Genomic DNA, 22,867 nt, shown 5'->3' on the forward strand with positions numbered 1-22,867 from the left:
TTGCTAACTATCTTACAAATTGATTATCTCCTCGCACTTTTCAAAAATTCACAAAAAGCTCTTTCTCCTCAAAATAAAACCCAAAAGCGCGATTAAAAAAACAGCTAAAAATAAGCATTAGCAATGGAAGGACGAGAAATCGCTTTTGAAAGAGCCATAGCAACAGTTTCACCAGATTTGTGAGCCTGCTCACGACTCTGACCACTTTTAAAAGCAAGCGCAATTACATCACGACGCAGCTGCGCAATAAACAACTCTTGCTGTTGAGGACTCATCTTAGAAAGATGCTTGATAATATCTGGAAAAGATACAGACAATCTCTCTAACAACTCCTCCTCTGTTACATCAAGCTTCTGAGAAGAAAAAGAAGAGCGGCCGGAAAAAAACTGATAAACAGCACCGCTTCGAGAAGCAAAAAAGACAGCGCCAAAAATAAAAAACATAAATAAAATAAAAACAATACGACGCGAAAAAGATTCCATTATCTCTTACCTAAAGATCACAGAACACAAACATAGATTCCTTTTATGATTCCCCTTATAACATTCAACAATGTCTCAATAAAGAAAAATCAAATTATTGAAAATGAATACGCTAACACTATCCGCCCAATAAGAACCGCCCCTCTATGTTTTAGGTAGTATAGGCGAAACAACAACAGATCTTACACTTCCCCCTAATAACACGCTACAACACCCCCAAAAACAATTACAAAAAGCCTGACTGAGGAAATCCTCAGTCAGGCCAGACAATCTAGGGGATCCACGCGGGGGGGGGGGGGAGGAGGTTCCCCGATCGTCCTCTCACATCAACCACTAAGATAGCCGATGCAATATTCTTGCTATGGAATAAAATTCTTTAAACAACAAGAAATTCTTATCATCTTCTACGCAAAAAAACATAAAAGAGTTATAAATTGTTTAAAAATGTTTAAATTTAGGCAAAAAAAGTTTAAAATGACCCAATTTGAAGCAATTTTATTTCAAGAAGCATCAATTAGAATCTACGATCATTATAACTTTTAAATATTTTCTTTCATAACTCTGATGATCATAATTAAAAAAACCGTAATTTCTACGTATCCACCCTATAAAAATCAAACCATGTAAAAGTAGAATCACTTTTCCAACAGCAATCACCACAAAAATAAAAATGTAGATTTTTAAAATCTTATCCATCTTCATAAAAAATTCTGTAAATGATCATTAAAATATCGTCGCATCTCTCATGTAACAATCAATGAAGAATTTAAACAGCTTAATTTTATGAAAAAATGAGAACTCTGAAGGTATTTGTTTCGAATCACGTCCTATAATCATTCCAAATAACGATAAACTATTTTACAATAACCAACAGGCTCTAACGCATTTTAACATAACAAACCGAGATCAATGCAGACAGTTTCTCTTAATCTCTATCATTTAAATGATCCCGTAAAATAATACACACAGTAGTTTCTATGCTCAAAAATTGTTATAGTCTGTTCTTCTACCGTAAATAATGCATTGATTTACAATCATAACTCATCATTTTACAACTTACATGAGAGATCTCAAGAACGTAAGATTCCCTTATTTTAAATCTTCGTCTATTGAATCAATGAATAGCCATACTATGGCACATCACAAACAAGAAAAAGCATATGGATAAAAAACATAAAACGATGATGCCCTATCAATTTTACGCTATACTAACGGGCTGCGTCATAAAATGAGCAGTAAGCATAAAAAGAAAAAATCACTTTTGGCAAGAAAAATGGACTTATTTAATAACCTTTTTAATAACCTTCATACTTCTCATGATAAAGAGATACGAAACTTTAGTGTAATATCACGCTTTTCTTTTCTACTTTCAGCCACGGACTATCCATAGATTATCGTCAATCTTATTTTTATGAATATAATAAAAAACACATAGACGAACGCCATATATGAAGCTTGTAAGAAGAAATAAACGTAAAGTCAGATACGCTATTATAACCATTGTTGTACAAAATGTTTTTAAAATTCAGAATATCACTCCAATCCATTACTAATTTATGAGTAATTTTATGGCGTCATCTACCAAGCTTTTACGTTTGCTATTACTTGTAAATCAACACCTGCTCCTAACATGGCAATATGCTTGAGATAAAGACTAGAGCAAATGAGAACCATGTAAACAGTCCCAGCTTTTATATGCCCAATTAGAGTAAAAATATTTACGTCTGTTTGAGTAATCTTAAAAAAGCCATCATTTATTTTGAACGAAACATAAAAGCCCAAAGATAAAAACCTATTGCCATCTTTACCATCCCTTTCATTTGCCTTTACGACTTTCAAACACGCTCATAACGCTGTGTTTTAAATAATGAAAATCATGCATTGTCTTACCCTTTTACCCCTTCGTCTTTTTAGAGCATCTTTTTGCACCCCTCACTAAAAATTCCAAGGTACTTCTTATCTAAGCACCTGTTTTAAAGAGACATCGTAAGATCTATTGGGTACCACCATTTTTGACATTTATGAAGGTATGAGCCATCACTATATTGTATTGTGCGCTGTTACATCATATCGCCGCCGCTCTCATATTTAGAAATATGTATTTCCTTTTACAAACGGTATTATTTAGATAAATATCTTCTCTTGTAACAAACAAACAGACTCTTTTGGATTCTGAAACAGGAAATTTGAAATGAAAAAATATTCCTATATTCGAGCCTCTCATTGAAGTCTAAAAAATCAATATATTGGCTAATAAAACAAATATGATATCAAGACACCTTAAATAACGATCCTCATAGGCTTATCTCTATAGAAGGTGCTTTCATTACACAGTACACAGCCACCAAGCCCCTGTAAAACACCAATACTCTCATATAAAAACATAATACACATGTAAAAAACAATAGATTATCAATGATTGAATAAAGGTTTATCTCTACGCTATTCCTTAAGAAAAATCAGAGAATAAAGCAGGTCAACAAATGCGATTTATGCAAAATCGACTTGTTTATCTTTGATATCGTCAACTAATAAACGCGGATCACGAGCAAGCCAAAGCGTAACCATACCCTTCTCACTGTTTTCATTTTGTATAGGAGTAAGACAAACCGTTTGTTCTAGAACAAGTCCCGTATTTTTAAGCCATTGTTCTATTTGTAAAGCCGAAAATCCAAAACGTATATGTGCTTGATCAGAATATGAAGACTCAATTTCATGATAACCAAAATCCACAATCAATAAACGTCCATGAGGACGCAAAACACTTGATATCTCATGAAGAAACATTTCAGGATTTTCAAGAAAATGTAAAACCCAATGAAGAATAACTAAATCAAAAGTTGTATCTCCAACAGACAAGTGAAAAACATTGCTATCAAGCACAACTTCAACCGCATGCGTATAAAGATTAGAAAACAATTTTAAGACAGAGTCTCCACCTATTCCAATATTCAGCATCGTTTGAAATGGCTTATCGCCAATGATTTCAAGTAAAGCGTTTTCCACACCATGATCTGCCATATAGGATGACCGTAATACATCCCATTGCAACGTATTTTGTAAAAAATGCTTCTTCCTCGTTTTTTGACGCTGCTTTTTAACATCCTTCAAACGTTCTAAATCATGCGCTAACAACATATCATGCTTTGGCAAAGCCGAAAGAACACCCATCACAATGTCTTTACCCAAAAAATCATGACAAAGCTTAAAATAAAGGCTATCTCCCTTCTGATAACGCTCAATCAATCGTGCTTCGTACAACAAACGTAAATATCGTGATATACACGCTTGCGACTGATCAAGAATAAAAATAAAATCAGAAATTGTTAAATCTTCATGACGCAAGAGCGTAAGAACACGTAAATGGTTTATTTCTGCGACCGCTTTTAGCAGCACAATCATTGCATCTAAACTTGCACTTTTTTTCATAATTATCCCTTAAACATTCCTATAAACATTTGTTTACAGAAAAAAAAGTCAAGCATAAAACGCATATTCTCATCTATTTTGTTCTCTCTATTTTATTATACTATGAAAAAAATAGGCTACTGTAAAAAACGAACAGATTATCCCCCTGCTTCTCGTTATAATGATAATGCATTGATTTATAATAACAATTCATCATTTTCAACTTGAATAAAACATCGGAGTACCGTAAATTTTTCTCATTTCAAACCTATTCATGATAAATCAATCCAAATTATTCTCTTACAGCTCATAAACAGAGGAGACATATGGATAAAAATACCTTTTATGGTCATCTCAAAACAAGAACTGCACACTATTGAGAGAAAATAAATAACATGATGGTGCCAGCTTGCATTTTTATTAAGTAAAAATGATAATGCTCAATGACTAGAGCATTTGTAGAAATAGCGCTATACTCTTCATCCCCTCCTTTTCATTACAATACAATTTTACAAGCAATAGTCGGTTATATATCATGAGTAGAATAACCCTATCTAGGTCGTAATTTCATAAAGTATCTCTTACTATTTTCAATGAATAAAAACTTCCACAGAGTACACTCACACTTTATTTATGAAATAACAAATGCAATAAAATACACCATTTTTTCAAAAACGTTGAGATAAGATAAAAAATTCTAGCGTGTAAGAGGTTTATAATTTGCATGCTTAGGATTAAGAGATTCCGCCCCAAGACGACGAACTTTATCAGCCTCATATTCAGCAAAATTACCTTCAAACCATTCTACATGGCCATCACCTTCAAAGGCTAAAATATGTGTTGCCAATCGATCAAGAAACATACGGTCATGCGATATGATAACTGCACAACCAGCGAAATTTTCCAATGCATCTTCCAATGCACCCAATGTTTCAGTATCAAGATCATTTGTCGGTTCATCAAGAAGAAGCACATTCCCCCCCTCTTTTAGAAGTTTTGCCAAATGTACGCGATTGCGCTGCCCTCCTGATAAATTTGCCACCTTCTGCTGTTGATCTGCCCCCTTGAAATTAAAAGCCCCGCAATAAGCGCGACTATTCATCTCATATTTGCCTAATTTAATAATGTCATTTCCACCAGAAATTTCCTCCCAAACAGTTTTATTCCCCACCAAGGAATCGCGACTCTGATCCACATAACTCATGTGAACTGTTTCACCGATACGTATTTGACCTGAATCGGGCTGTTCCTGTCCCGTCAACATTTTAAACAAGGTCGACTTTCCCATACCATTGGCCCCAATAACGCCGACAATACCACCAGCAGGAAGTTTAAAAGAAAGAGAATCAATCAATACACGCTCACCATAAGCTTTAGAGAGATTATCAACTTCAATAACAACCTGTCCTAATCTTTCTCCAATAGGGATAATAATTTGTGCCTCTCCAGGACGACGCTCACGTGCTGCTTGAACCAACTCATCATAAGCCTTAATCCGAGCTTTTGACTTTGCTTGTCGCCCTTTTGGACTAGAAGCGATCCATTCTTGCTCACGTGATAAAGCACGTTGACGCGCTGCCTCTTCACGTCCTTCTTGAGCCAAACGCTTGGCTTTAGCCCCCAAATAAGCAGAATAGTTTCCCTCATAAGGAATACCTCTCCCGCGATCTAACTCTAAAATCCAACCCGTTACATTGTCGAGAAAATAACGATCATGGGTTATCAAAAGCACAGCCCCAGGATATTCACGTAGATGCCTTTCAAGCCAAGCCGTCGTTTCAGCATCTAAATGGTTTGTCGGTTCATCCAAAAGTAACAAATCAGGTTTTGACAAAAGCAATTTACAAAGTGCAACACGCCGCTTCTCACCACCCGAAAGTTTTGTTACATCCCCATCGGCTGGCGGACAACCAAGAGCAGCCATAGCCATTTCCACTTGACTTTCTAAATCCCAAAGATTCTGACTATCAATAATGTCCTGAAGCCGTGCACTTTCATCAGCCGTTTCCTCGCTATAATTCATCATCAATTCGTTATAACGCTCAAGAATTTCTTGTTTATCTGCAACACCTTCCATCACATTGCCACGCACATCTTTGCTCGCATCAAGCAAAGGTTCTTGTGGTAGATAGCCACAGCGTGCTCCTTCAGAAATCCATGCTTCTCCCGTATATTCCTTATCTAGCCCAGCCATAATACGTAAAATAGTTGACTTCCCTGCACCATTCGGCCCTAAAATACCGATCTTCGCATCTGGATAAAAAGACAAATGAATATTTTCTAGAACTTTTTTATTGCCGTAAGACTTGTTAAGCCCAGCCATATGATAGATAAATTGACGTGCCATAAATTTCTCTTTATATTGTGCGATATTAAAGATTAGGATTTTGAAAAAAACTGCTTTTGCTTTTTGAAACTGTACAGTAAATAGCACTTACATCGTATCAAAAGCTTTTCACTTTATATTGGTACATTTTTTCTAATCTCACAAGCCCCAGTATGGTCCTGAATGCAAAAAAACATCCCCCAAAAAAGCAAAAAGCAAATCTTTTTAGCTGTACCTGAAACCTGTTATCAAACATTGCCTCTCTTTTCCATACCAGATATAACGTTGTATTTTTATCGTATTAAACCAACTTATCAATGTAATATGGTACCAAAAAGAAAAGCAATTCTCTATGCGCCTTCTTTTTTTGCTTTATGGGCTTTATATTACGCAGTAAAAAATCCTTCCCTTTTTTCATCGATTTTTTGCTACGGGAAACAATGGTCTTCCCCCCTTGCCTTGATATGGCTTAAATTACGTTTACAAAATGATCGCCGCCTTATGGGATCTGACGTCCCAAGCCCAATGATCATGAAAGCTTTGCATCAACACGTAGCAACAAATGACTACAGTGCACTTCCCATTGGTACGTGGTTACAATTCGTAAAAAACTATAAAACCAATTGTAAAAACTTATCCATCCCCCTCTTTTGGCTTGATAATTATAAAAATAATATCAATATTCAGCAAATCATTTCAAAACTTCAAGACGAAATATAGCTTTTTAAAAATACGATAAAAGATCATCTCATATAGGAATATATTTATGGAAAAAAAAGCCTTAATCGTCATTGATGTTCAAAATGACTTCTTACTAGGTGGAGCACTTGCCGTACCACAAGGTGATGCTATTTTACCCGCCATCAATAATCTCATAAATCATTTTGACCACGTTATCTTAACCCAAGACTGGCACCCAAAAAACCATTGCAGCTTTGCTTCCTGCTATCCTGAAAAAAAGCCCTATGATACCATCATTCTTGACTATGGTCCTCAAATACTCTGGCCTGATCATTGCATACGAGGAACACAAGGAGCAGAATTTCATCCATCTCTTAGAGTGGAAAAGGCACAACTTATCCTTAGAAAAGGCTATAATCAAAAAATGGATAGCTATTCTGCTTTTCTTGAAAATGATCAAAAAACACCAACAGGTTTACAAGTTTATCTCAAAGAACATGGTTTTACCAAGCTCATTATGTGTGGCTTAGCAACTGATTTTTGTGTCGGATTTTCTGCTCTTCACGCTATACAATGCGGTTTTAAAGTCAGTGTTTCATTAAATGCCTGTGCTGGTATTGATGTAAATGGATCACTAAACACTATGCTTAAAACTATGAACGAAGCTGGTATAGAGCTTTTAATGGTCTCTTAAAATATTCTTCTCTAATCTACTACTATAATATACTGATTTATAAAGGATAAATTATTTTTCACATATTTAAGTGAGAGTCTAGAATATCGTAAATTCTCTCATTTCAAACCTGTTTCAAAACCATTCTCCTACACGTTACAAAGAGAATCAATGTATGAATAAAAATCATTCAAAAAAACAGTAAAAACACTTCTTATGAACCATTAGATGCAAGAGCTTGTCATAATATTGAAAGCTAGTAAAAAGTATAGCATCAGCTTTCTGTCTTAAATTTAGGTCAAAAAGCACCTTAGAGATTGTACACTATTCCCTTCATGAGTAGTATCATGCAATGGACTCAACTTTAAAACAAAAACGCAAATAAGCAATAAAATAGAATAGTATTTTATTTTGCATAAAAGACCTCTTTCTATTCAAAGATATGCGATAAACAAAAGCGTAAGAAAATAAGAAATCTCCATTACTTAGACACAACATGTTTATCCACCTGACGATGCTTAAAACGAATCGAAGAATATAATGCCATTCCAATAATACAGACTCCCACAAGTCCTGTTAAGACTTCAGGAACCGATATAATCGTCTGCAGATACATAATCACTGCAAGAACTAAAATTGCATAAAAAGCACCATGTTCCAAATAACGATAATGCAATAATGTTCCTGATTCAACCAACATAATTGTCATAGAACGAACGTAAAATGCACCGATACCAAGACCTATCGCAATAATAAAAAGGTTGTGTGAAAAGGCAAAAGCACCAACCACGCCATCGAAAGAAAAACTAGCATCAAGAACTTCTAAATAAAGAAACGCCCCTACTCCCCCGTGAGTTACTGTTGTTAAAGTCTTTTGAGGGGTATCCAAGAGATGACCGACAACTTCAACACCGATAAAGGTCAAAAGTCCATAAAGGGCTGCCAATAAAAAAGTTATTTTATCTTCTGTGTCAATCTGACCTGAAACAAATAAGATCAAAATCAAAACAATTGCAATATCAATCCCAACAAGCGCCCCAAACTTTTGAGCAGGTCTCTCTATAACATTAAGCCAATGTACCTCTTTTTCAGAATCAAAAAAATATTTTAAGCCAACCATCATAAGGAAAGTGCCTCCAAAAGCAGCAATCCCCATATGTGCATCGGTTAAAACTTCCGCATATCGGTGTGGTTCCCATATAGCTAATTTGACTGCCGCAATTGGATTAATCCCAACAGCAACGACAACCACCAATAATGGAAAAACAATTCGCATCCCAAATACAGCTATCAAAATGCCCCATATAAGAAAACGACGACGCCACAACGGATCCATTCTACTAAGAACACGCGCATTGATAATAGAATTATCAAAAGATAAAGAAATTTCCAAAACTCCTAAAACAAAGCAAATAAAAAAATATTTAAGAAAACCAATAATACTTTCCGTTTCAAACCAACCAATAACCCCTCCTAAAAAGACACCAATAATCGTGAAAAAAAAAGCAAACCCAAAATAGCGTAATAGGGCCATGATCATTCCTCAAAGTTTATTTTCTCATTCATCTAAAACACACCCAGTCCAAATCCAAAGTTTGCATCTCTTTAAAGTTGCATCTATTGATGCAAAAGTGTATAGAATATATATGGTAAAGTTACATGAAAATTCTCTCAAAAAAAGCAAGAGACAAATGTAGCAAACAGAGAATTTTGTTTTGAAATGAATATCAATTGTCAATACAATAAGCGAAAGATTTCTTTCTATCCACGAAAATAAAAAATAAAAAGAAATTAAAGCTATAAATATTGACATTATATCATAGAATATTAATACATAGTGTGCTTTTATTATTTAATGATTTATACCATGATGATTTACTGAGGGAGATAATTCGTGGCACGTCCTGAAACTGAATCAAAAACCATATTTGGAAAACGTTTACGTTATGTACGTCTTGCTTTAGGCGATCCATCACGTGAAACCTTAGCTAAAAATTTTAGCATGACAAAAAATTCCATTGCTTTTTATGAGCGTGGAGAGAGAGAACCCAATCTTAGTGTCTTACAAACATACCGCACGTTATATGGTGTCAATATTAATTGGCTTTTAACTGGGCAAGGAAAAATGTTTGACACCGAATATACAAAAGGTGATTTTGACTGGAATTATTTTATTAAAAAAATCGAAGGACTGGAAGAAACACTTGCCAATAGTGATCGTAATGAAAAACCAAATCAAGAAAAAATCGACAGTTCTTATGAAAAATTGCAGCAATATTTGTCAAGACAAGGTTTATCAAATGGACTTAACCCCAAGACTACAACCTCTCTGATCGATATGAAAGCTAAAATGGCCAATTCTTATACTCTTAGCTTATTCATTGATTTACTCATTCGAAGCGTATCCCAAAAAGAGGTTATAGCCAATCAATAAACGTCTGTTTCAAAAGAAAAAGCAAGAAATGATAAAACTCTACCAGTATGGAGAAGAGTATTTTTTACTTTATCCATGCTGGTGAAATTTTGTATAATTTATAAAATTTATTTCTGTACTGACAATAAAAATATTCGCATTTTAAATGAAAGTATAGTGTCTTTAAATTAAAAAAAATAATTTTATAGTATAAAATTCTCATTCATATCTTATTGACAAGAATTTTTTTCTTGTTAAAAGAATAATAGCTCTCATAGAAATTATTTTTTAAGGTCAGAAAATTTAAGGGGAATATATTGACGACTTCCTATAGAGACATACATTAGTGTTCACAGACGGATTAGTTAAATATTTATCCTGAAAATTATCAGCTATTTTATGAGGTGGGAAGCATGTATTTTGAGGTGTTTCAAGGAGTTCACAATCAATGGTACTGGCGTTTAATCTCAGGAGATGCACAAAAAATTGCTTTTTCTAGTAAAGGTTATCCAACAAAACAAGATATCCTAGTCAATATTGAACAAATCAAAGAAATTACACATAAGGCTCTTATTAGAGAACTACAGTCCTGACGTTCTTTACCATTAAAACAAACGTTTATTTTGTGTAATGGTATGGTGAGTTGCTTTTGTGACAAATAAAAAGTGATCGTTTTTCCCTCAGCGGGAGGAGGTTTTTGTATTATTTCTGATACTCACAAATAACAATCACATTCTTGCAGTTTATTATGTTTGTTTTCAATCATACTTAAGTCTCTATAGCATTTATCAAAAAGAAAGTCTCTTAAGTCTTGTATTTTTCATAAAAAATAAACACACATGAAGAAAAGATAATTTATCAATGAGAATATAATTACTTTACAAGATATTAATATCTTTTATGCTCATATTCCTCTTCTGCATTTGATAATCATAACTGACTTACCCATTTCATCTTCATAAAAAGCAAATATCTCTTTCTTTCTATTATCATGCAATTTTTTAGACATATTAGCTGAAACTATCGTAGCATTTATACCTTATATCTAAAAGGAACGTGCAAAATTGTTTCCAGCATACTGGATTGTATAGACGCGCTTTTTAATAACCAGCATACCTATAAACTGGTTTATCACCATAACCTCTTATTTTATAATCAAAGACGCTCTGTCTTATAAACTTAAATGTTTTCATAAAATCAGAGTAAACTTGAATATTCTCTTTCAATACAATCTCTCCATCAGCACCATAATTGGCTTCATTAAAGTTTATCTCTCTCGTCATTCCAATCTTCCTAACACATTTCCAAGCCCTTTAATGCAAAATATGAATACATATCACTCTTTATCATCTTCAGATTTAAGCATTTTTTGATATTTCTTTTCATTTTTTTCATATTGTTTAATTTGTTTTTTCAGTTTTTCAATTGCTTGGTCACGTCTTTTAATCACCATACTTTGCTCTCTAATAGCTCTATCTCGTTCTTCAGTCATCTTCATAGAATCTCTTAAAAACTCATGCTTTATTCTTCTAGATTCATCTTTTAAAACTTTCACTTGACTGCGATAATATAAAGAAAACCGAAATATAACCCCGCTGCACAACAAAACAACAACCATTGCTCCCAATAAAATTTCGTTTACACTCATTTGGATCTCCCTTAATTGTCGCTCAAGTGATCATCTTGACCAATTTGTTTCATCCTCAATCAAAAAAAGAATGCAATAAACCGCATGTTCCAAGTGTGAACAATCACTCTCGGCATTCTTATTTTCTCCATTAAAGCCATTGATAAATGACGCAAAAAAATCTCTGAAAGCGGCTAAATCTACACGCTTACACCAATTATTTGCGACACATTTATTGACACAAAAAACAAAAATAAGGAACGTCAAATAAAACTAACGACGCAACGCAATCGTACAAGCCTTGCCCAAATCGTTCCTATCTTCCTTTTTACGCCATGGGGAATACGGCTATATATGAAAGTTTTTCATTATTACAAAAATCATCGGTGTCACAAAGCACAGCATTTCTGTAAAATTTTGCCTTCCCAAAAATCTTTACATCACCATAAATTAAAGCATCACTATAAACTCGAGCCTTTCTATAATCACGAGTATCACCATAAAATTCAATACATTGAGCATTCAAAACTTGATCAAAAAAGACCGCATTAGCGTAAACATATGCATCTCCACTCATATTCGAATAACTATAAAGTTCTTATCTTTCATAAACATGCAAACTCTTACGAACGACTACACAACCATATGTTAATGCATTGTTATAAATAACAATATCATTGTAAATACAGACTTCATTATAAACTGCAGCTGCCTTAAAACACACTCATCCCCGTAAGGGCATTGATCAAATGTATACACCCTACCAAACAACCACCTATGTGACTCAGATTACCTTCCTGTTTAATAAAATATCCAAGATCACTTTTTTGATATTTTCCAAATTTTTTAACGCATATATACGATATACCATCTGATAGTGATCTAATTTATTACAATAAAGGAGAAATCAGTATTCTTTGCCTATGAATTTACATTTTTTCTACAGCCATTATCCTATCTCTTAAGGCTCTAAAGCTTCGTTATACTCACACACCGCCTCAACACAGAATTTTTTACAAATTCTGATGTTGGGGTATATCTTGATTTATAATGCTGCTACGTATACTATCACAGTGAAATCTCATAAACATACGAGTGTGTATCGCCATTTCTGGTATACACGTTTATTTTTTCACAACCGTGGAACTAAGCAACCATTTTTTATTGATTCGAATCTGAAAGTGTATGGGGACATTTTGTTATTAGTTAAAAACAACTCTATATGCTTCATTAGCGAAGAGCTACACATGGATATTTTCACGCTCCTTGTATCATATATTCTGGATTCGCAACGCAATATTAACGCTATAGCGTAAATATGTAAAGGTCTAAAAATGACAAAGACTGAAAAAGATTGGTTCCAACGCTTAGTTGAATTGATTAAAAGTGACGGACGAACAATGATTGAAATAAGCAGAGCTGCAGGCTGTGGACAAAATTACGTCCAACAAATGATAAATGGAGGAAAGAGGCCTTCAGTAGATAAACTCATGGCTATTTTGAACACACTGGGAAATGCTAGTGCCATATATGTAATAACTGGTTTCAACATCTCCGATGAAGACTTAAAACTCATAACTTTGATTTCGTCTGGAGATAAAAAGAAGATTGAAGCCTTAAATGTTCTGTTGAATGAGCAGAATCTGTAGAATTTTCTACTCTATCCAATATCGCTTGCTTTTGAGACGTCGATAAAGACTCCCATTTTACAATAATATCAGATAAAGTTGTTTCAAATTTTTTATCATTCTTCATAGTCATACTCCATGTAGTCAAACTATATAACGCTAAAGCGTTTAAATATATCTCATACCTTAGAAAAAAATATTTGCAATAGGCAGTATGGAAGCAATTGTGTACAAACTTATTTTACAAAATCAGATGAAGTTCTATTAGTCATGTACCATGGTGAAACAGAAAGCATCACACGATCCAGATCTTCTTATGAAAATTGGTATAATCTATCAAAAATGCGAATAATGTTACGCATATCTTGTGATTCGGACCAGTAACAAACTAATGTGAAAATATCCCTGAAGACACTCCTGAACTCTATATAAGAGAACACGAAAAAGCTTTTTTGAAAAAAAATATATCACAATTTTATTCTACATAGCACCGTCTATGTTTTTTAAACAATATTGCAAAGCAAGAATATAACAATGTTATAGGAATAAATTCTTATAAACAGAGCCACACTACCTAAAACTCTGTAACACGTTTATAGGTAACCTCCCCTCTAAACGCACCTTGTAAATACTAATATTAAGTCTCTATCATAAGCAAAAATGATACTATTAAAAAATAAAACGAATCACCACGCATAATCCTTGTACGTAAATTGTATTGCAGATTTACAACAAGAGAGAAATTCCCTTATGTAAATGAAGAATTATATTTTCAAAGTATGATTTTGAAGAAAAGTATACTTTTCCAAAAAAAATTACCCTCTCTGCCAATAATTTTTCATAAGAGAGAAAACTCACAACAAAGATAAAACTCTCTACACAATCAATACGAGAAAAATGTTAGCAATACCCAAAAGTGCTAGGTTGACCTAAATATTGCCAATCCCCTATGAGAGTAAAATCAAAAAAGACTTCTGCTCTTCAATAATAATTTGGCTTACATGAAAACTCTATAATTTGAGCATTAAGCGAAAAATACACAAAAACAGAAAATGGCATTTTAACGAATTTTCCAATATCATAGAAAATATTTTTTACAGAATAAATAAAATGCTTATTACAATAAAATCTGGATGATGCAAAGCGATAGAAAAAACCACTCAATTGACTTTTCAAAGAACAATTGATGAGATTCTTTTCAGAGAACACGCCAACGTCACTATGAACAATATTTCTCAAAAATCAAATAGAACTCCTCTCTTGGGAAAAAGAAAATATCAACAAATGTTATTATCGTTGACCCCATGATACATATGAGCACCTATGGATTACATCCTCTTATATACAACCTTTCATCACGATAATGCTATTCGAACGTCTAAAAGACATTAACATCACTCAGAAAAAAGCAAATTTACACTAAATGTTTTTTGAGCCATTTGTTCTAAACAGATACAATCTTTAAAATTGGTTTTATTGGGATCTGTTTATTTATAGAACAAGCATAAATAAACTTATCCAATGAAGCTTTTAGTCTTCTATTTTATGAAGAACATCATACAGAAAAAGTACAAAACAGTATATGAATTAAGAAAGTAAATAGCGCCACATATCAGTTAATCCAAATGCTACAATGTTTCAAATGAGAGCACTTCTTTAATGAGACTAAAAAACATACTATCACTTTATATTAAAGCGACTGATAGAAAAAAACAGCAACAAACAATGACAAAGGATTTTAGAACAAACAGAAAAATAAATAAAAAACGAAAAAGGTAGAATCCCAAAATTTTTATATAAGCTACCCATTTTTCTATTGGCCATTTCCCTATTGGTGGGCCCGGAGGGACTCGAACCCCCAACCAAGCGGTTATGAGCCGCTGGCTCTAACCAATTGAGCTACAGGCCCCATATATAGGTTGTTTCTCTCTAAACTAAAATGCCCTATGATACAAGAGCTGACGAAGATTATAACCCATCTTTTTCTCTTTTCTATTGGTTTTTTTTTCAGTGCCCTAATTTCTTTACAAGAACTCTTAAAAATGAGAGAATAGTTAACTGACAAATATAAAGGTATAGATATGATAGAAAAGAAAATTCAACCACTGAAGGGTTCTCTGGTTAAAGCAGTTATATTAGCATTTACACTCTTAGCCACATCGTTGACTGTACGTGCTTATGCTGAAGAAAATAAAATGAAAAATGCAACTATTACAGTGACTGCAATCGGAGAAAGTCAAGCTGCACCGGATATGGCAATTATTAATCTAGCCGTTGTTACCTATGACAAAACTGCCCAAAAGGCATTAGCTTCCAATAATCAATCCATCAATGATATTATAAAAGCTTTTAAAAACGATGGCATCCAAGCAAATGATTTGCAAACATCAGGTTTATCCATTTATCAGTCGACTTCTGATAAACACCACGAAAAAAAGAATAATGAAAAACTCTATCATGTTTCAAATTCTTTAACCGTGCGCATTCGTGATCTTAATAATGCTGGTAAAATCTTTGATCAAGCGATGACTCTAGGTGTTAATTCAGTCAACGGCATTACTTTTACCAACGCAGATACAAAGCCGTTTTATCAAGAAGCACGTAAAAAAGCCATTACTGAAGCCATTGAAAAAGCGCAAACGATAGCGCAAGCAGCCGATTTAAAATTAGGAAAAATTATTGAAATCAATGAAAGGGATGATTACTACCACCCAACACCACGTCTCATGAGTAGAGCAGCAGATGCAAGCTACGAAAATACAAATTTTGCAGGTGGTGAATTAACTTATAATGTGAGCGTCACTGTCGTCTTTGCGATCGATTAAGTCGCCAACTGTTGTATAAAAAATCATATTACTGGCCTTTACATAGAAGACCAGTAATGTGATGAAGATAATCTTCCTCAGATAATAATTCGTCTTCGTAAACCTCTATCTGTCCGCGTGCAGAAATATGCGCTGTATGTACCGTCTGGCAATCTCCTGATACCAATGGATGCCACCAATGAAGATCTTTTCCCTCATAAATTAATCTATAAGCACAACTTTCTGGAAGCCAACGCGCTGTTTTAACTGTCGTAATGTCTAGCGATATACAATCTGGTACAATTGATTTGCGATGAGCATAATCTCGACACCTACAAGTTTCCCCATCTAAAAGACGACAAGCAATACTGGTTGCATAAAGGTCACCCGTATCATCGTCCTCAACTTTATGGAGACAACAACGACCACAGCCATCACAAAGGCTCTCCCACTCAGAAATGGAAATCTCTTCTAATTTTTTTACTTTCCAAAAGGGAAGCTCTCCACTCATAAACTCAGACACACCTTTTTTAATTAAGACGATCTATAAAAAATGAAACGTTTAATTTCTATAATTTCATCTATTTCTGTCTCTTAAAAAGATTCAACTCAATGTATGCTTTAAACCGTTTTCTTAAAATCTATCTGAATAAAAAGAGAATATTCAAAAAATAGCGCATATAAATGAACATAATCTATTGAAACATTCCTTTATAAACTGACGAAGAATAAAATGCGTCACCTAAAATGATAAAAATTCCGCAACGAATACACATTTCTCATCAAAAAGTCCGTATGTTGCAATATAAGTTTATTCTTAATAGATCCTATTTCTTAAGAAACGAGCCGCTACACGCAAGATAATGTTTTTCGTTCATTTTTTCAAATGACTACCACACCAGTATTTACCCTACATCTGTTATTTTCAGAAAGAGAAATACAAAATTCAAAAGCTAAGAAAAACATTAAACATCGTAAACTTTCTGGATTATTCAAATTCTTCCCATATTTTCTCAAAAAAGCATCAAAGTACAATGTGACACACCTCCCCTTCATTAAGAAGAAAGAGGGATTTATTAAAATACACACGAATTTCTTTATTTAAGAATCGAGAAAACTACGCAATTTTCGTGAACGGCTAGGATGTTTTAATTTACGAAGTGCCTTTGCTTCAATCTGACGAATACGCTCTCTTGTAACTGAAAATTGTTGTCCTACTTCTTCCAACGTGTGATCTGTATTCATCCCTATTCCAAAACGCATCCGCAAAACACGTTCTTCCCGCGGTGTTAATGAAGCAAGAACGCGTGTTGTCGTATCTCGCAGATTAGCTTGGATAGCTGCATCAATTGGTAATAACGCATTCCTATCCTCAATAAAATCACCTAAATGGGAATCATCTTCATCACCAACAGGCGTTTCGAGTGAAATGGGTTCTTTTGCAATTTTAAGAACTTTTCGTACTTTTTCCAACGGCATAGAAAGCTTGCTAGACAATTCTTCTGGTGTTGGTTCTCGTCCAATTTCATGGAGAATCTGACGCGATGTACGAACGATTTTATTAATTGTTTCAATCATATGAACAGGGATACGAATAGTACGCGCCTGATCAGCAATTGAACGTGTAATAGCCTGACGAATCCACCATGTTGCATAAGTTGAAAACTTGTAGCCGCGCCGATATTCAAACTTATCCACAGCCTTCATCAAACCGATATTACCCTCTTGAATAAGATCAAGAAACTGCAAACCACGATTAGTGTATTTTTTTGCAATTGAAATGACAAGACGCAAATTAGATTCTACCATCTCTTTTTTCGCAATTGTTGATTCGCGTTCACCTTTCTGCACCTGCATAACAATCCGACGAAATTCACCAATCGAAATAGCCGTTTCTTGCGCAAGATTTTGTATCTCACTTCGCAGTTTTTGGATTTCTTTTGCTTCACGCATCGAAAATTCTTTCCAACCAGGTGTAGGCAAAGCAGCAATATAATTCATCCAATCTGCGTCCAATTCACGCCCTTGGTATTCTTTTAAAAAATCCTCGTGGCCAATGCCATAGCTGTTGGCAATCCGTTTCAGCTTACCTTCATTATGAATCAATCTCTTATTGATGTCATAAAGCTGTTCAACCAAAGCTTCGATACGATTTTGGTTTAAAGAAAGAGATTTTACTGCTTGAATCAACTCACCCTTTAATTGAATATATTTTTTCTTCTGAGAAGATGTAAGGGCCCCCTCTTTACGCTCTGCCAAACTGCTTTCAACATGCTGATCTTGTAATTTTCGTAATTTCACATAGGTTTGAGCAATAAAATCCAATGTTTCCATAACTTGAGGACAAAGTTCATTTTCCATTGCAGCAAGCGATAAGTTAACATCGTCATCGTCTTCTTCATCGTCGTCTTCAATGTTTCTCTCTCCTGCGCTCTCCTCCATATTACGTATACCAGAAGACATTTTTTCTTCTTCTGTCTTATTCACTTCACTTCGCTCAATAACAGGAGCCTGCTTTGCTTCTGGACCAGCATAAGTCGTTTCAAGATCAATAATTTCACGAAGAAGAATACGCTGTTCTTTTAACTCGTCACGCCATATAATAAGAGCCTGAAAAGTTAAAGGACTCTCACAAAGTCCCGCAATCATTGTCTCACGCCCTGCTTCAATACGCTTAGCAATGGCAATTTCACCTTCCCGTGAAAGAAGCTCAACAGCTCCCATTTCACGCAAATACATACGCACCGGATCATCCGTACGATCTGTTACTTCGCGTTTATTCGTTGTCGTTGCAATTGCGTGGCTAGAGGCTTCTACTAAATCACCACCCTCTACTGTAACTTCTTCTTCATAATTTTCAGACTCAACTTCATCCTCATCATCCACAACATTAACCCCCATCTCAGAGAACATCGCCAAGATATCTTCAATTTGTTCGGATGTAACCTCGTCAGAAGGAAGAACAGCATTGAGTTCATCCATTGTTACATAACCATTTTTTTTGGCAAGTTTAATCATTTTCTTGATGGCATCATCAGAAAAATCAAGAAGAGGACCATCCAAACTCGCTTGGCTTGTTACTTCTGCATTATCTTTCTGTTTAACCTTTGTTGCCATACCATAACTCCACTCGACCACTTCACAGTTTCCATGTAACCATAGTTTCCATGTGACCAGTTTTTTTTGCTCTCACTAAAATCTACCAATAATTTCTCATATATACTTCCTTTTAAGAGATTACTATTGGAAAGAATACATTTTGTATACGCCTTAACATCCAGACAAACTTGACATCCAGACAAAAACGCGGGAAAACTCCAGAAGTTTCCCCGACACCTCTCAGCCCTTCTGAGATAATCTCTGTACCCTATCGTAAGAACCAATTTCCCGCTTTTCCTAAAATTTACCCGCTTTTCCTAAAATTTAATTGCCATCTTTATGAAAATGTCACTCCCATAAACTTCCTCGTCTAAAATTTAAGTGACTGATTCGCATTAAAAAAGCGAATCATTTTATCGTATCTTGTGTATTCCCGTCTATTTTTTCATCCAACCAACTTCCAAACCCTTCAATTAACGCTTCTGTTGCCTGCATCTGCTCCAGCTCATTTTTTACCTCACGAAGCAGATCAAAAACCTCACTCCTAGGATTTTCTACAAGTTGCTCTTTAATATCCTGTAATCTCTTATGTAGGTGGTGTTCTTGAAGATGCAAGTAGACAGCTTGTTTTAATATCGCACGTGCATCCTCTATAGAAGCTCTACCAAAGATAATACGCATACCAATATTTTGCACAAGATGTTTCATACGCTCTAACAGAGCCTTTTGCCCTCTTTTTTCTAAGAGCGCAACCATCGTCTCCTCATCATGAAGCTGTTGATTCCCAAGAATTTCCAACATAGCTTGATGAAAGCACATCAATTGAGTATTTTTTAATTCTAACTCAGAAAGAATTTCAAAATTTTCATACCACAACTCAGGATAGTAAGCTAAAGTGAGTAAAATCACTGCTTCTCGCAAAGGAATAGATTGCGAAGAATTTCGTACTATTTCAGAATTTGCTAACAGAGAAAAGGATTGATCTTTAAAGATCCTATTTGATGAAGATTGATCATATCGCCCTTCTCCCTTTTTTTTCGAAAAAGAGGGACGAAAAAAATCAAAAAGGCGTTTTTTTACATCTTGCAAATAATAACGACGGACATCTTCATCCTTAATCGTAAAAATTTGTTGTTTTAGTTGTTTTTCTAGCGCTGCTCGTGTCTCTGGAGTTTCAAAATGCTTTCCATAGGTAGCTCGCCACCATAAAAGCTCACTCAAAGGAATTGCTTTTTGCAAAAAAGAAGAAAAAAGTTGTGCTCCACCAGCACAAACAATTTCATCAGGATCTTTTCCTTGTGGCAACAAAACAAAGCGTACACAAACCCCAGCCTTTAAAAGAGGCAACACACGATCAGCAACACGAAAAGCAGCGTTTAAACCAGCATCATCACCATCAAAACACAAAATGGGCTCCTTCCCCATCTGCCATAAAAGCTCAATTTGCGCTTCCGTTAATGCTGTCCCCAAGGGCGCTACAACTCCTTCAAAACCAGCTTTAGTCAATGCAATGACATCCATATACCCCTCAACAACAAGGAGTGAATGATTTTTTTCATCGCCAACAAAGCGACTGTTTTTGCGAGCTGCTACCGCGTTATAAAGTATATTTCCTTTATGAAACAGCACTGTTTCAGGGCTATTGAGATATTTTGCTCGTGTCTCTTTCTCTAATGCACGCCCTCCGAAAGCCACCACACGTCCGCGCAAATCTTCGATAGGAAACATAATGCGATTTCTAAATCGGTCATAAGAATCCGCACTCCCCTCACGCACTGTGAGAAGTCCACATTCTTCCATTTGCTTTATTGAAATGCCCCGTGCACTCAAAGCTTCTTTCAAAGCTGTACGCCTTACCGGTGCAAAACCAATGCGGAAACGCTCTACGAGCTCTGGTGTCACACCACGTGCATCCAAATAACGACGTGCTTGCACACCTCCTTTATCGCGTAAATTATATTGAAAAAAATCTGTAGCAATTTTCATTACATCATAAAGCTCAGCTTTTTCCAGTTGACGTTTATGACTTTGTGAATCCAAAATAGGGAGTTTCATTCCCGCAAAATCAGCCAAACGCTCTACACTTTCTGAAAAGTGCAATCCATCAAGCTCACACAAAAAGGTAAAAATATCTCCACTTACACCACAACCAAAACAATAATAGCGCCCTTTATGATCATCACAATGAAAACTTGGCGTTTTTTCACCATGAAATGGACAACAACACCAAAAGTCTCCCCGTGAAGGCTTACTTTTTCGAGGATCAAAATCCACCCGTTGACCAATCACTGTTGAAATTGGGAGTCTAGTACGCAGTTCATTAAGGAAATCGGGCGGGAAACGCATTATCTCTCACAGAGTTTGAAAATTCTTTTTTGCATATTTAACGACTTTAGAGCATAATTCCAATACTTCCTCTTAAGTAGTTGTAAAATTTTAAACTCTTAACTGCATATAACTTTAGAAATGGAGAGTGGAAAAGTGATCGAATTTATTGTTCAATATCCGTGGTTAGAGGCTATTTCTTGGCTTATTATTCTTACTATATTTGCCCTTTTAGTCAACTTTCTAGGACGAAAATTACTTATTCACGGAGCCAAAAAACTCTCTTCTTTTCTCCCCAAAAATACAACGATCGATATTAATAATGCTATTCAATACATAGCGGATATCATTTCAGCCTTTATTATTTCGGTTGGTGTTAATTTTATACCAACATTGCCCAATGCATTCAGTACTATCATCGGTAATGTTGCTAACGCCTTCATTATCTTTTTTGTTGTTCTGACAATTTCTGCCTGTCTGAATGTCATTAACATCCTCTACGAACAACGACCAACAGCACGGTTAAAACCAATAAAAGGTTATATTCAAATTGCTAAAATTGCACTTTTTGCTGTTGCGACAGTTTTAATGGTCGCTACATTGATTGACCGCTCCCCTCTTATTCTTTTCTCCGGTCTTGGTGCAATGGCCGCGGTTCTCATGTTAATTTTTCAAGATACGCTTCTTTCTCTCGTTGCCGGTATTCAAATTTCATCCACTGATATGGTTCGCGTTGGTGATTGGATTGAAATCCCTAATCTCGGTGCCGATGGTGATGTTATTGAAATTGCCCTGCATACTGTTAAAGTTCAAAATTTCGACAACACCATCACCTCAGTTCCTATCCGTAAACTTGTGACCGACCCTTTTAAAAATTGGCGTGGAATGCAAGAATCGGGTGGAAGACGCATCAAACGCTCCCTTTTTATTGATCAATCAAGTATCCATTTTCTCACAGAAGAAGAACAAAAATATCTTTCCCGATTTAATTTATTAGAAAATTATTTCACGCAAAAATTAGCAGAAATTGACCAATGGAATGCTCAATTAGATAAAAATCATGATGTCTTAGCCAATACGCGCCGTTTAACCAACATTGGAACTTTTCGTGCTTATGTTTTTGCTTATCTACAACAACATATAAACATCAACCCTAATATGACCTTTATGGCACGGCAATTACCTCCTACAGAAAATGGTTTACCATTGGAAATTTATTGCTTTACGAACACCACCGTTTGGATAGACTACGAACAAATTCAAGGTGATATTTTTGATCACCTTTATTCCATTCTTCCCTGTTTTGGTCTAAAGGTTTTTCAAAATCCAAGCGGTTATGATTTTAATCAAGTATTAAAAGCAAAAACGAAATAAAAACGATAAACTTTAATTTATCAATTT

At 35.0% G+C, this 22,867-nt stretch carries 19 protein-coding genes and 1 tRNA gene; 7 read left to right on the forward strand and 13 right to left on the reverse strand.

Going from position 1 to position 22,867, the window contains the following annotated elements:
- Positions 1-104 precede the first annotated feature (104 nt).
- The 4 genes from ACFIK8_RS04995 to ettA all read right to left on the reverse strand — a co-directional run bounded on the left by ACFIK8_RS04995 (position 105) and on the right by ettA (position 6,237).
- Entirely contained in the window at positions 105-482 is a 378-nt protein-coding gene (locus ACFIK8_RS04995; RefSeq protein ID WP_375656173.1) for a hypothetical protein, read from the reverse strand.
- Between the two features lie 1,578 nt (positions 483-2,060).
- The gene (locus ACFIK8_RS05000) at positions 2,061-2,321 is read right to left on the reverse strand and encodes a hypothetical protein (RefSeq protein ID WP_375640432.1); all 261 of its coding nucleotides are present in this window, start codon (positions 2,319-2,321) and stop codon (positions 2,061-2,063) included.
- A 651-nt stretch (positions 2,322-2,972) separates the two neighbouring features.
- Entirely contained in the window at positions 2,973-3,911 is a 939-nt protein-coding gene (locus ACFIK8_RS05005; RefSeq protein WP_375636152.1) for an ArsR/SmtB family transcription factor, read from the reverse strand.
- 676 nt (positions 3,912-4,587) lie between these two features.
- A complete protein-coding gene (ettA, locus tag ACFIK8_RS05010; protein ID WP_375636151.1) occupies positions 4,588-6,237 on the reverse strand; it encodes an energy-dependent translational throttle protein EttA in 1,650 nt (549 codons plus the stop codon).
- Between the two features lie 162 nt (positions 6,238-6,399).
- Between ettA and ACFIK8_RS05015 the strand changes: the two genes are divergently transcribed.
- Together ACFIK8_RS05015 and pncA are read left to right on the forward strand one after the other, a co-directional pair.
- Positions 6,400-6,936 carry a hypothetical protein gene (locus tag ACFIK8_RS05015; protein WP_375636150.1) on the forward strand — a complete coding sequence of 179 codons (537 nt, stop codon included), beginning with the start codon at positions 6,400-6,402 and terminating at the stop codon, positions 6,934-6,936.
- 46 nt (positions 6,937-6,982) lie between these two features.
- A complete protein-coding gene (gene pncA, locus ACFIK8_RS05020; protein WP_375636149.1) occupies positions 6,983-7,591 on the forward strand; it encodes a bifunctional nicotinamidase/pyrazinamidase in 609 nt (202 codons plus the stop codon).
- A 460-nt stretch (positions 7,592-8,051) separates the two neighbouring features.
- Here the strand turns inward: pncA and ACFIK8_RS05025 are convergent, their stop codons facing one another.
- Positions 8,052-9,104, reverse strand: a complete 1,053-nt coding sequence (locus ACFIK8_RS05025; RefSeq protein WP_375636148.1) for a DUF475 domain-containing protein — start codon at positions 9,102-9,104, stop codon at positions 8,052-8,054.
- Positions 9,105-9,464: 360 nt separating this feature from the next.
- Here ACFIK8_RS05025 and ACFIK8_RS05030 point away from each other — a divergent pair, with 360 nt between their 5' ends.
- Positions 9,465-10,004, forward strand: a complete 540-nt coding sequence (locus tag ACFIK8_RS05030) for a helix-turn-helix domain-containing protein (protein ID WP_026500335.1) — start codon at positions 9,465-9,467, stop codon at positions 10,002-10,004.
- A gap of 392 nt (positions 10,005-10,396) precedes the next feature.
- The gene (locus ACFIK8_RS05035; RefSeq protein ID WP_015856658.1) at positions 10,397-10,576 is read left to right on the forward strand and encodes a DUF1508 domain-containing protein; all 180 of its coding nucleotides are present in this window, start codon (positions 10,397-10,399) and stop codon (positions 10,574-10,576) included.
- 507 nt (positions 10,577-11,083) lie between these two features.
- Here the strand turns inward: ACFIK8_RS05035 and ACFIK8_RS05040 are convergent.
- From ACFIK8_RS05040 to ACFIK8_RS05050, 3 genes are all read right to left on the reverse strand, one after another.
- Complete coding sequence (locus ACFIK8_RS05040; protein ID WP_375636147.1) at positions 11,084-11,266, reverse strand: hypothetical protein; 183 nt, start codon at positions 11,264-11,266, stop codon at positions 11,084-11,086.
- Positions 11,267-11,319: 53 nt separating this feature from the next.
- Positions 11,320-11,631, reverse strand: coding sequence for a hypothetical protein (locus ACFIK8_RS05045; RefSeq protein ID WP_375636146.1), 312 nt, complete (start codon positions 11,629-11,631; stop codon positions 11,320-11,322).
- A 307-nt stretch (positions 11,632-11,938) separates the two neighbouring features.
- Positions 11,939-12,187 carry a hypothetical protein gene (locus ACFIK8_RS05050; protein WP_375636145.1) on the reverse strand — a complete coding sequence of 83 codons (249 nt, stop codon included), beginning with the start codon at positions 12,185-12,187 and terminating at the stop codon, positions 11,939-11,941.
- Between the two features lie 757 nt (positions 12,188-12,944).
- Between ACFIK8_RS05050 and ACFIK8_RS05055 the strand changes: the two genes are divergently transcribed.
- Positions 12,945-13,259 (forward strand): helix-turn-helix domain-containing protein, encoded by a 315-nt coding sequence (locus ACFIK8_RS05055; protein WP_007347852.1) that lies wholly within the window; start codon positions 12,945-12,947, stop codon positions 13,257-13,259.
- On the opposite strand, the gene ACFIK8_RS05060 is transcribed toward ACFIK8_RS05055, so the two are convergent.
- Both ACFIK8_RS05060 and ACFIK8_RS05065 read right to left on the reverse strand, forming a co-directional pair.
- Positions 13,183-13,365: a hypothetical protein gene (locus ACFIK8_RS05060; RefSeq protein WP_015856659.1), complete on the reverse strand. Its 183-nt coding sequence runs from the start codon at positions 13,363-13,365 to the stop codon at positions 13,183-13,185. The two genes, ACFIK8_RS05055 and ACFIK8_RS05060, sit on opposite strands and share 77 nt — an antisense overlap.
- Before the next feature lie 1,705 nt (positions 13,366-15,070).
- Positions 15,071-15,147 (reverse strand) — tRNA-Ile (locus tag ACFIK8_RS05065).
- 172 nt (positions 15,148-15,319) lie between these two features.
- Here ACFIK8_RS05065 and ACFIK8_RS05070 point away from each other — a divergent pair.
- A complete protein-coding gene (locus tag ACFIK8_RS05070; protein ID WP_015856660.1) occupies positions 15,320-16,063 on the forward strand; it encodes an SIMPL domain-containing protein in 744 nt (247 codons plus the stop codon).
- Between the two features lie 28 nt (positions 16,064-16,091).
- On the opposite strand, the gene ACFIK8_RS05075 is transcribed toward ACFIK8_RS05070, so the two are convergent.
- The 3 genes from ACFIK8_RS05075 to dnaG all read right to left on the reverse strand — a co-directional run bounded on the left by ACFIK8_RS05075 (position 16,092) and on the right by dnaG (position 21,487).
- A complete protein-coding gene (locus tag ACFIK8_RS05075) occupies positions 16,092-16,553 on the reverse strand; it encodes a YcgN family cysteine cluster protein (protein ID WP_015856661.1) in 462 nt (153 codons plus the stop codon).
- Between the two features lie 590 nt (positions 16,554-17,143).
- The gene (gene rpoD, locus ACFIK8_RS05080; RefSeq protein WP_375636232.1) at positions 17,144-19,159 is read right to left on the reverse strand and encodes an RNA polymerase sigma factor RpoD; all 2,016 of its coding nucleotides are present in this window, start codon (positions 19,157-19,159) and stop codon (positions 17,144-17,146) included.
- A gap of 390 nt (positions 19,160-19,549) precedes the next feature.
- The gene (gene dnaG / locus ACFIK8_RS05085; protein ID WP_375636144.1) at positions 19,550-21,487 is read right to left on the reverse strand and encodes a DNA primase; all 1,938 of its coding nucleotides are present in this window, start codon (positions 21,485-21,487) and stop codon (positions 19,550-19,552) included.
- A 135-nt stretch (positions 21,488-21,622) separates the two neighbouring features.
- On the opposite strand from dnaG, the gene ACFIK8_RS05090 reads away from it, so the two are divergent.
- Positions 21,623-22,840 (forward strand): mechanosensitive ion channel family protein, encoded by a 1,218-nt coding sequence (locus ACFIK8_RS05090; RefSeq protein WP_375636143.1) that lies wholly within the window; start codon positions 21,623-21,625, stop codon positions 22,838-22,840.
- Positions 22,841-22,867 lie beyond the last annotated feature (27 nt).

It is taken from the genome of Bartonella sp. MR168JLCBS, from assembly GCF_042194175.1.

What these genes read in the sequence shown, in the direction of transcription:
- ACFIK8_RS04995 (WP_375656173.1), bottom strand. Translation starts at nt 482, where the DNA reads ATGGAATCTTTTTCGCGTCGTATTGTTTTTATTTTATTTATGTTTTTT.
- ACFIK8_RS05005 (WP_375636152.1), bottom strand. Translation starts at nt 3,911, where the DNA reads ATGAAAAAAAGTGCAAGTTTAGATGCAATGATTGTGCTGCTAAAAGCG.
- ettA (WP_375636151.1), bottom strand. Translation starts at nt 6,237, where the DNA reads ATGGCACGTCAATTTATCTATCATATGGCTGGGCTTAACAAGTCTTAC.
- ACFIK8_RS05015 (WP_375636150.1), top strand. Translation starts at nt 6,400, where the DNA reads ATGCAAAAAAACATCCCCCAAAAAAGCAAAAAGCAAATCTTTTTAGCT.
- pncA (WP_375636149.1), top strand. Translation starts at nt 6,983, where the DNA reads ATGGAAAAAAAAGCCTTAATCGTCATTGATGTTCAAAATGACTTCTTA.
- ACFIK8_RS05025 (WP_375636148.1), bottom strand. Translation starts at nt 9,104, where the DNA reads ATGGCCCTATTACGCTATTTTGGGTTTGCTTTTTTTTTCACGATTATT.
- ACFIK8_RS05035 (WP_015856658.1), top strand. Translation starts at nt 10,397, where the DNA reads ATGTATTTTGAGGTGTTTCAAGGAGTTCACAATCAATGGTACTGGCGT.
- ACFIK8_RS05040 (WP_375636147.1), bottom strand. Translation starts at nt 11,266, where the DNA reads ATGACGAGAGAGATAAACTTTAATGAAGCCAATTATGGTGCTGATGGA.
- ACFIK8_RS05045 (WP_375636146.1), bottom strand. Translation starts at nt 11,631, where the DNA reads ATGAGTGTAAACGAAATTTTATTGGGAGCAATGGTTGTTGTTTTGTTG.
- ACFIK8_RS05050 (WP_375636145.1), bottom strand. Translation starts at nt 12,187, where the DNA reads ATGAGTGGAGATGCATATGTTTACGCTAATGCGGTCTTTTTTGATCAA.
- ACFIK8_RS05055 (WP_007347852.1), top strand. Translation starts at nt 12,945, where the DNA reads ATGACAAAGACTGAAAAAGATTGGTTCCAACGCTTAGTTGAATTGATT.
- ACFIK8_RS05060 (WP_015856659.1), bottom strand. Translation starts at nt 13,365, where the DNA reads ATGAAGAATGATAAAAAATTTGAAACAACTTTATCTGATATTATTGTA.
- ACFIK8_RS05070 (WP_015856660.1), top strand. Translation starts at nt 15,320, where the DNA reads ATGATAGAAAAGAAAATTCAACCACTGAAGGGTTCTCTGGTTAAAGCA.
- ACFIK8_RS05075 (WP_015856661.1), bottom strand. Translation starts at nt 16,553, where the DNA reads ATGAGTGGAGAGCTTCCCTTTTGGAAAGTAAAAAAATTAGAAGAGATT.
- rpoD (WP_375636232.1), bottom strand. Translation starts at nt 19,159, where the DNA reads ATGGCAACAAAGGTTAAACAGAAAGATAATGCAGAAGTAACAAGCCAA.
- dnaG (WP_375636144.1), bottom strand. Translation starts at nt 21,487, where the DNA reads ATGCGTTTCCCGCCCGATTTCCTTAATGAACTGCGTACTAGACTCCCA.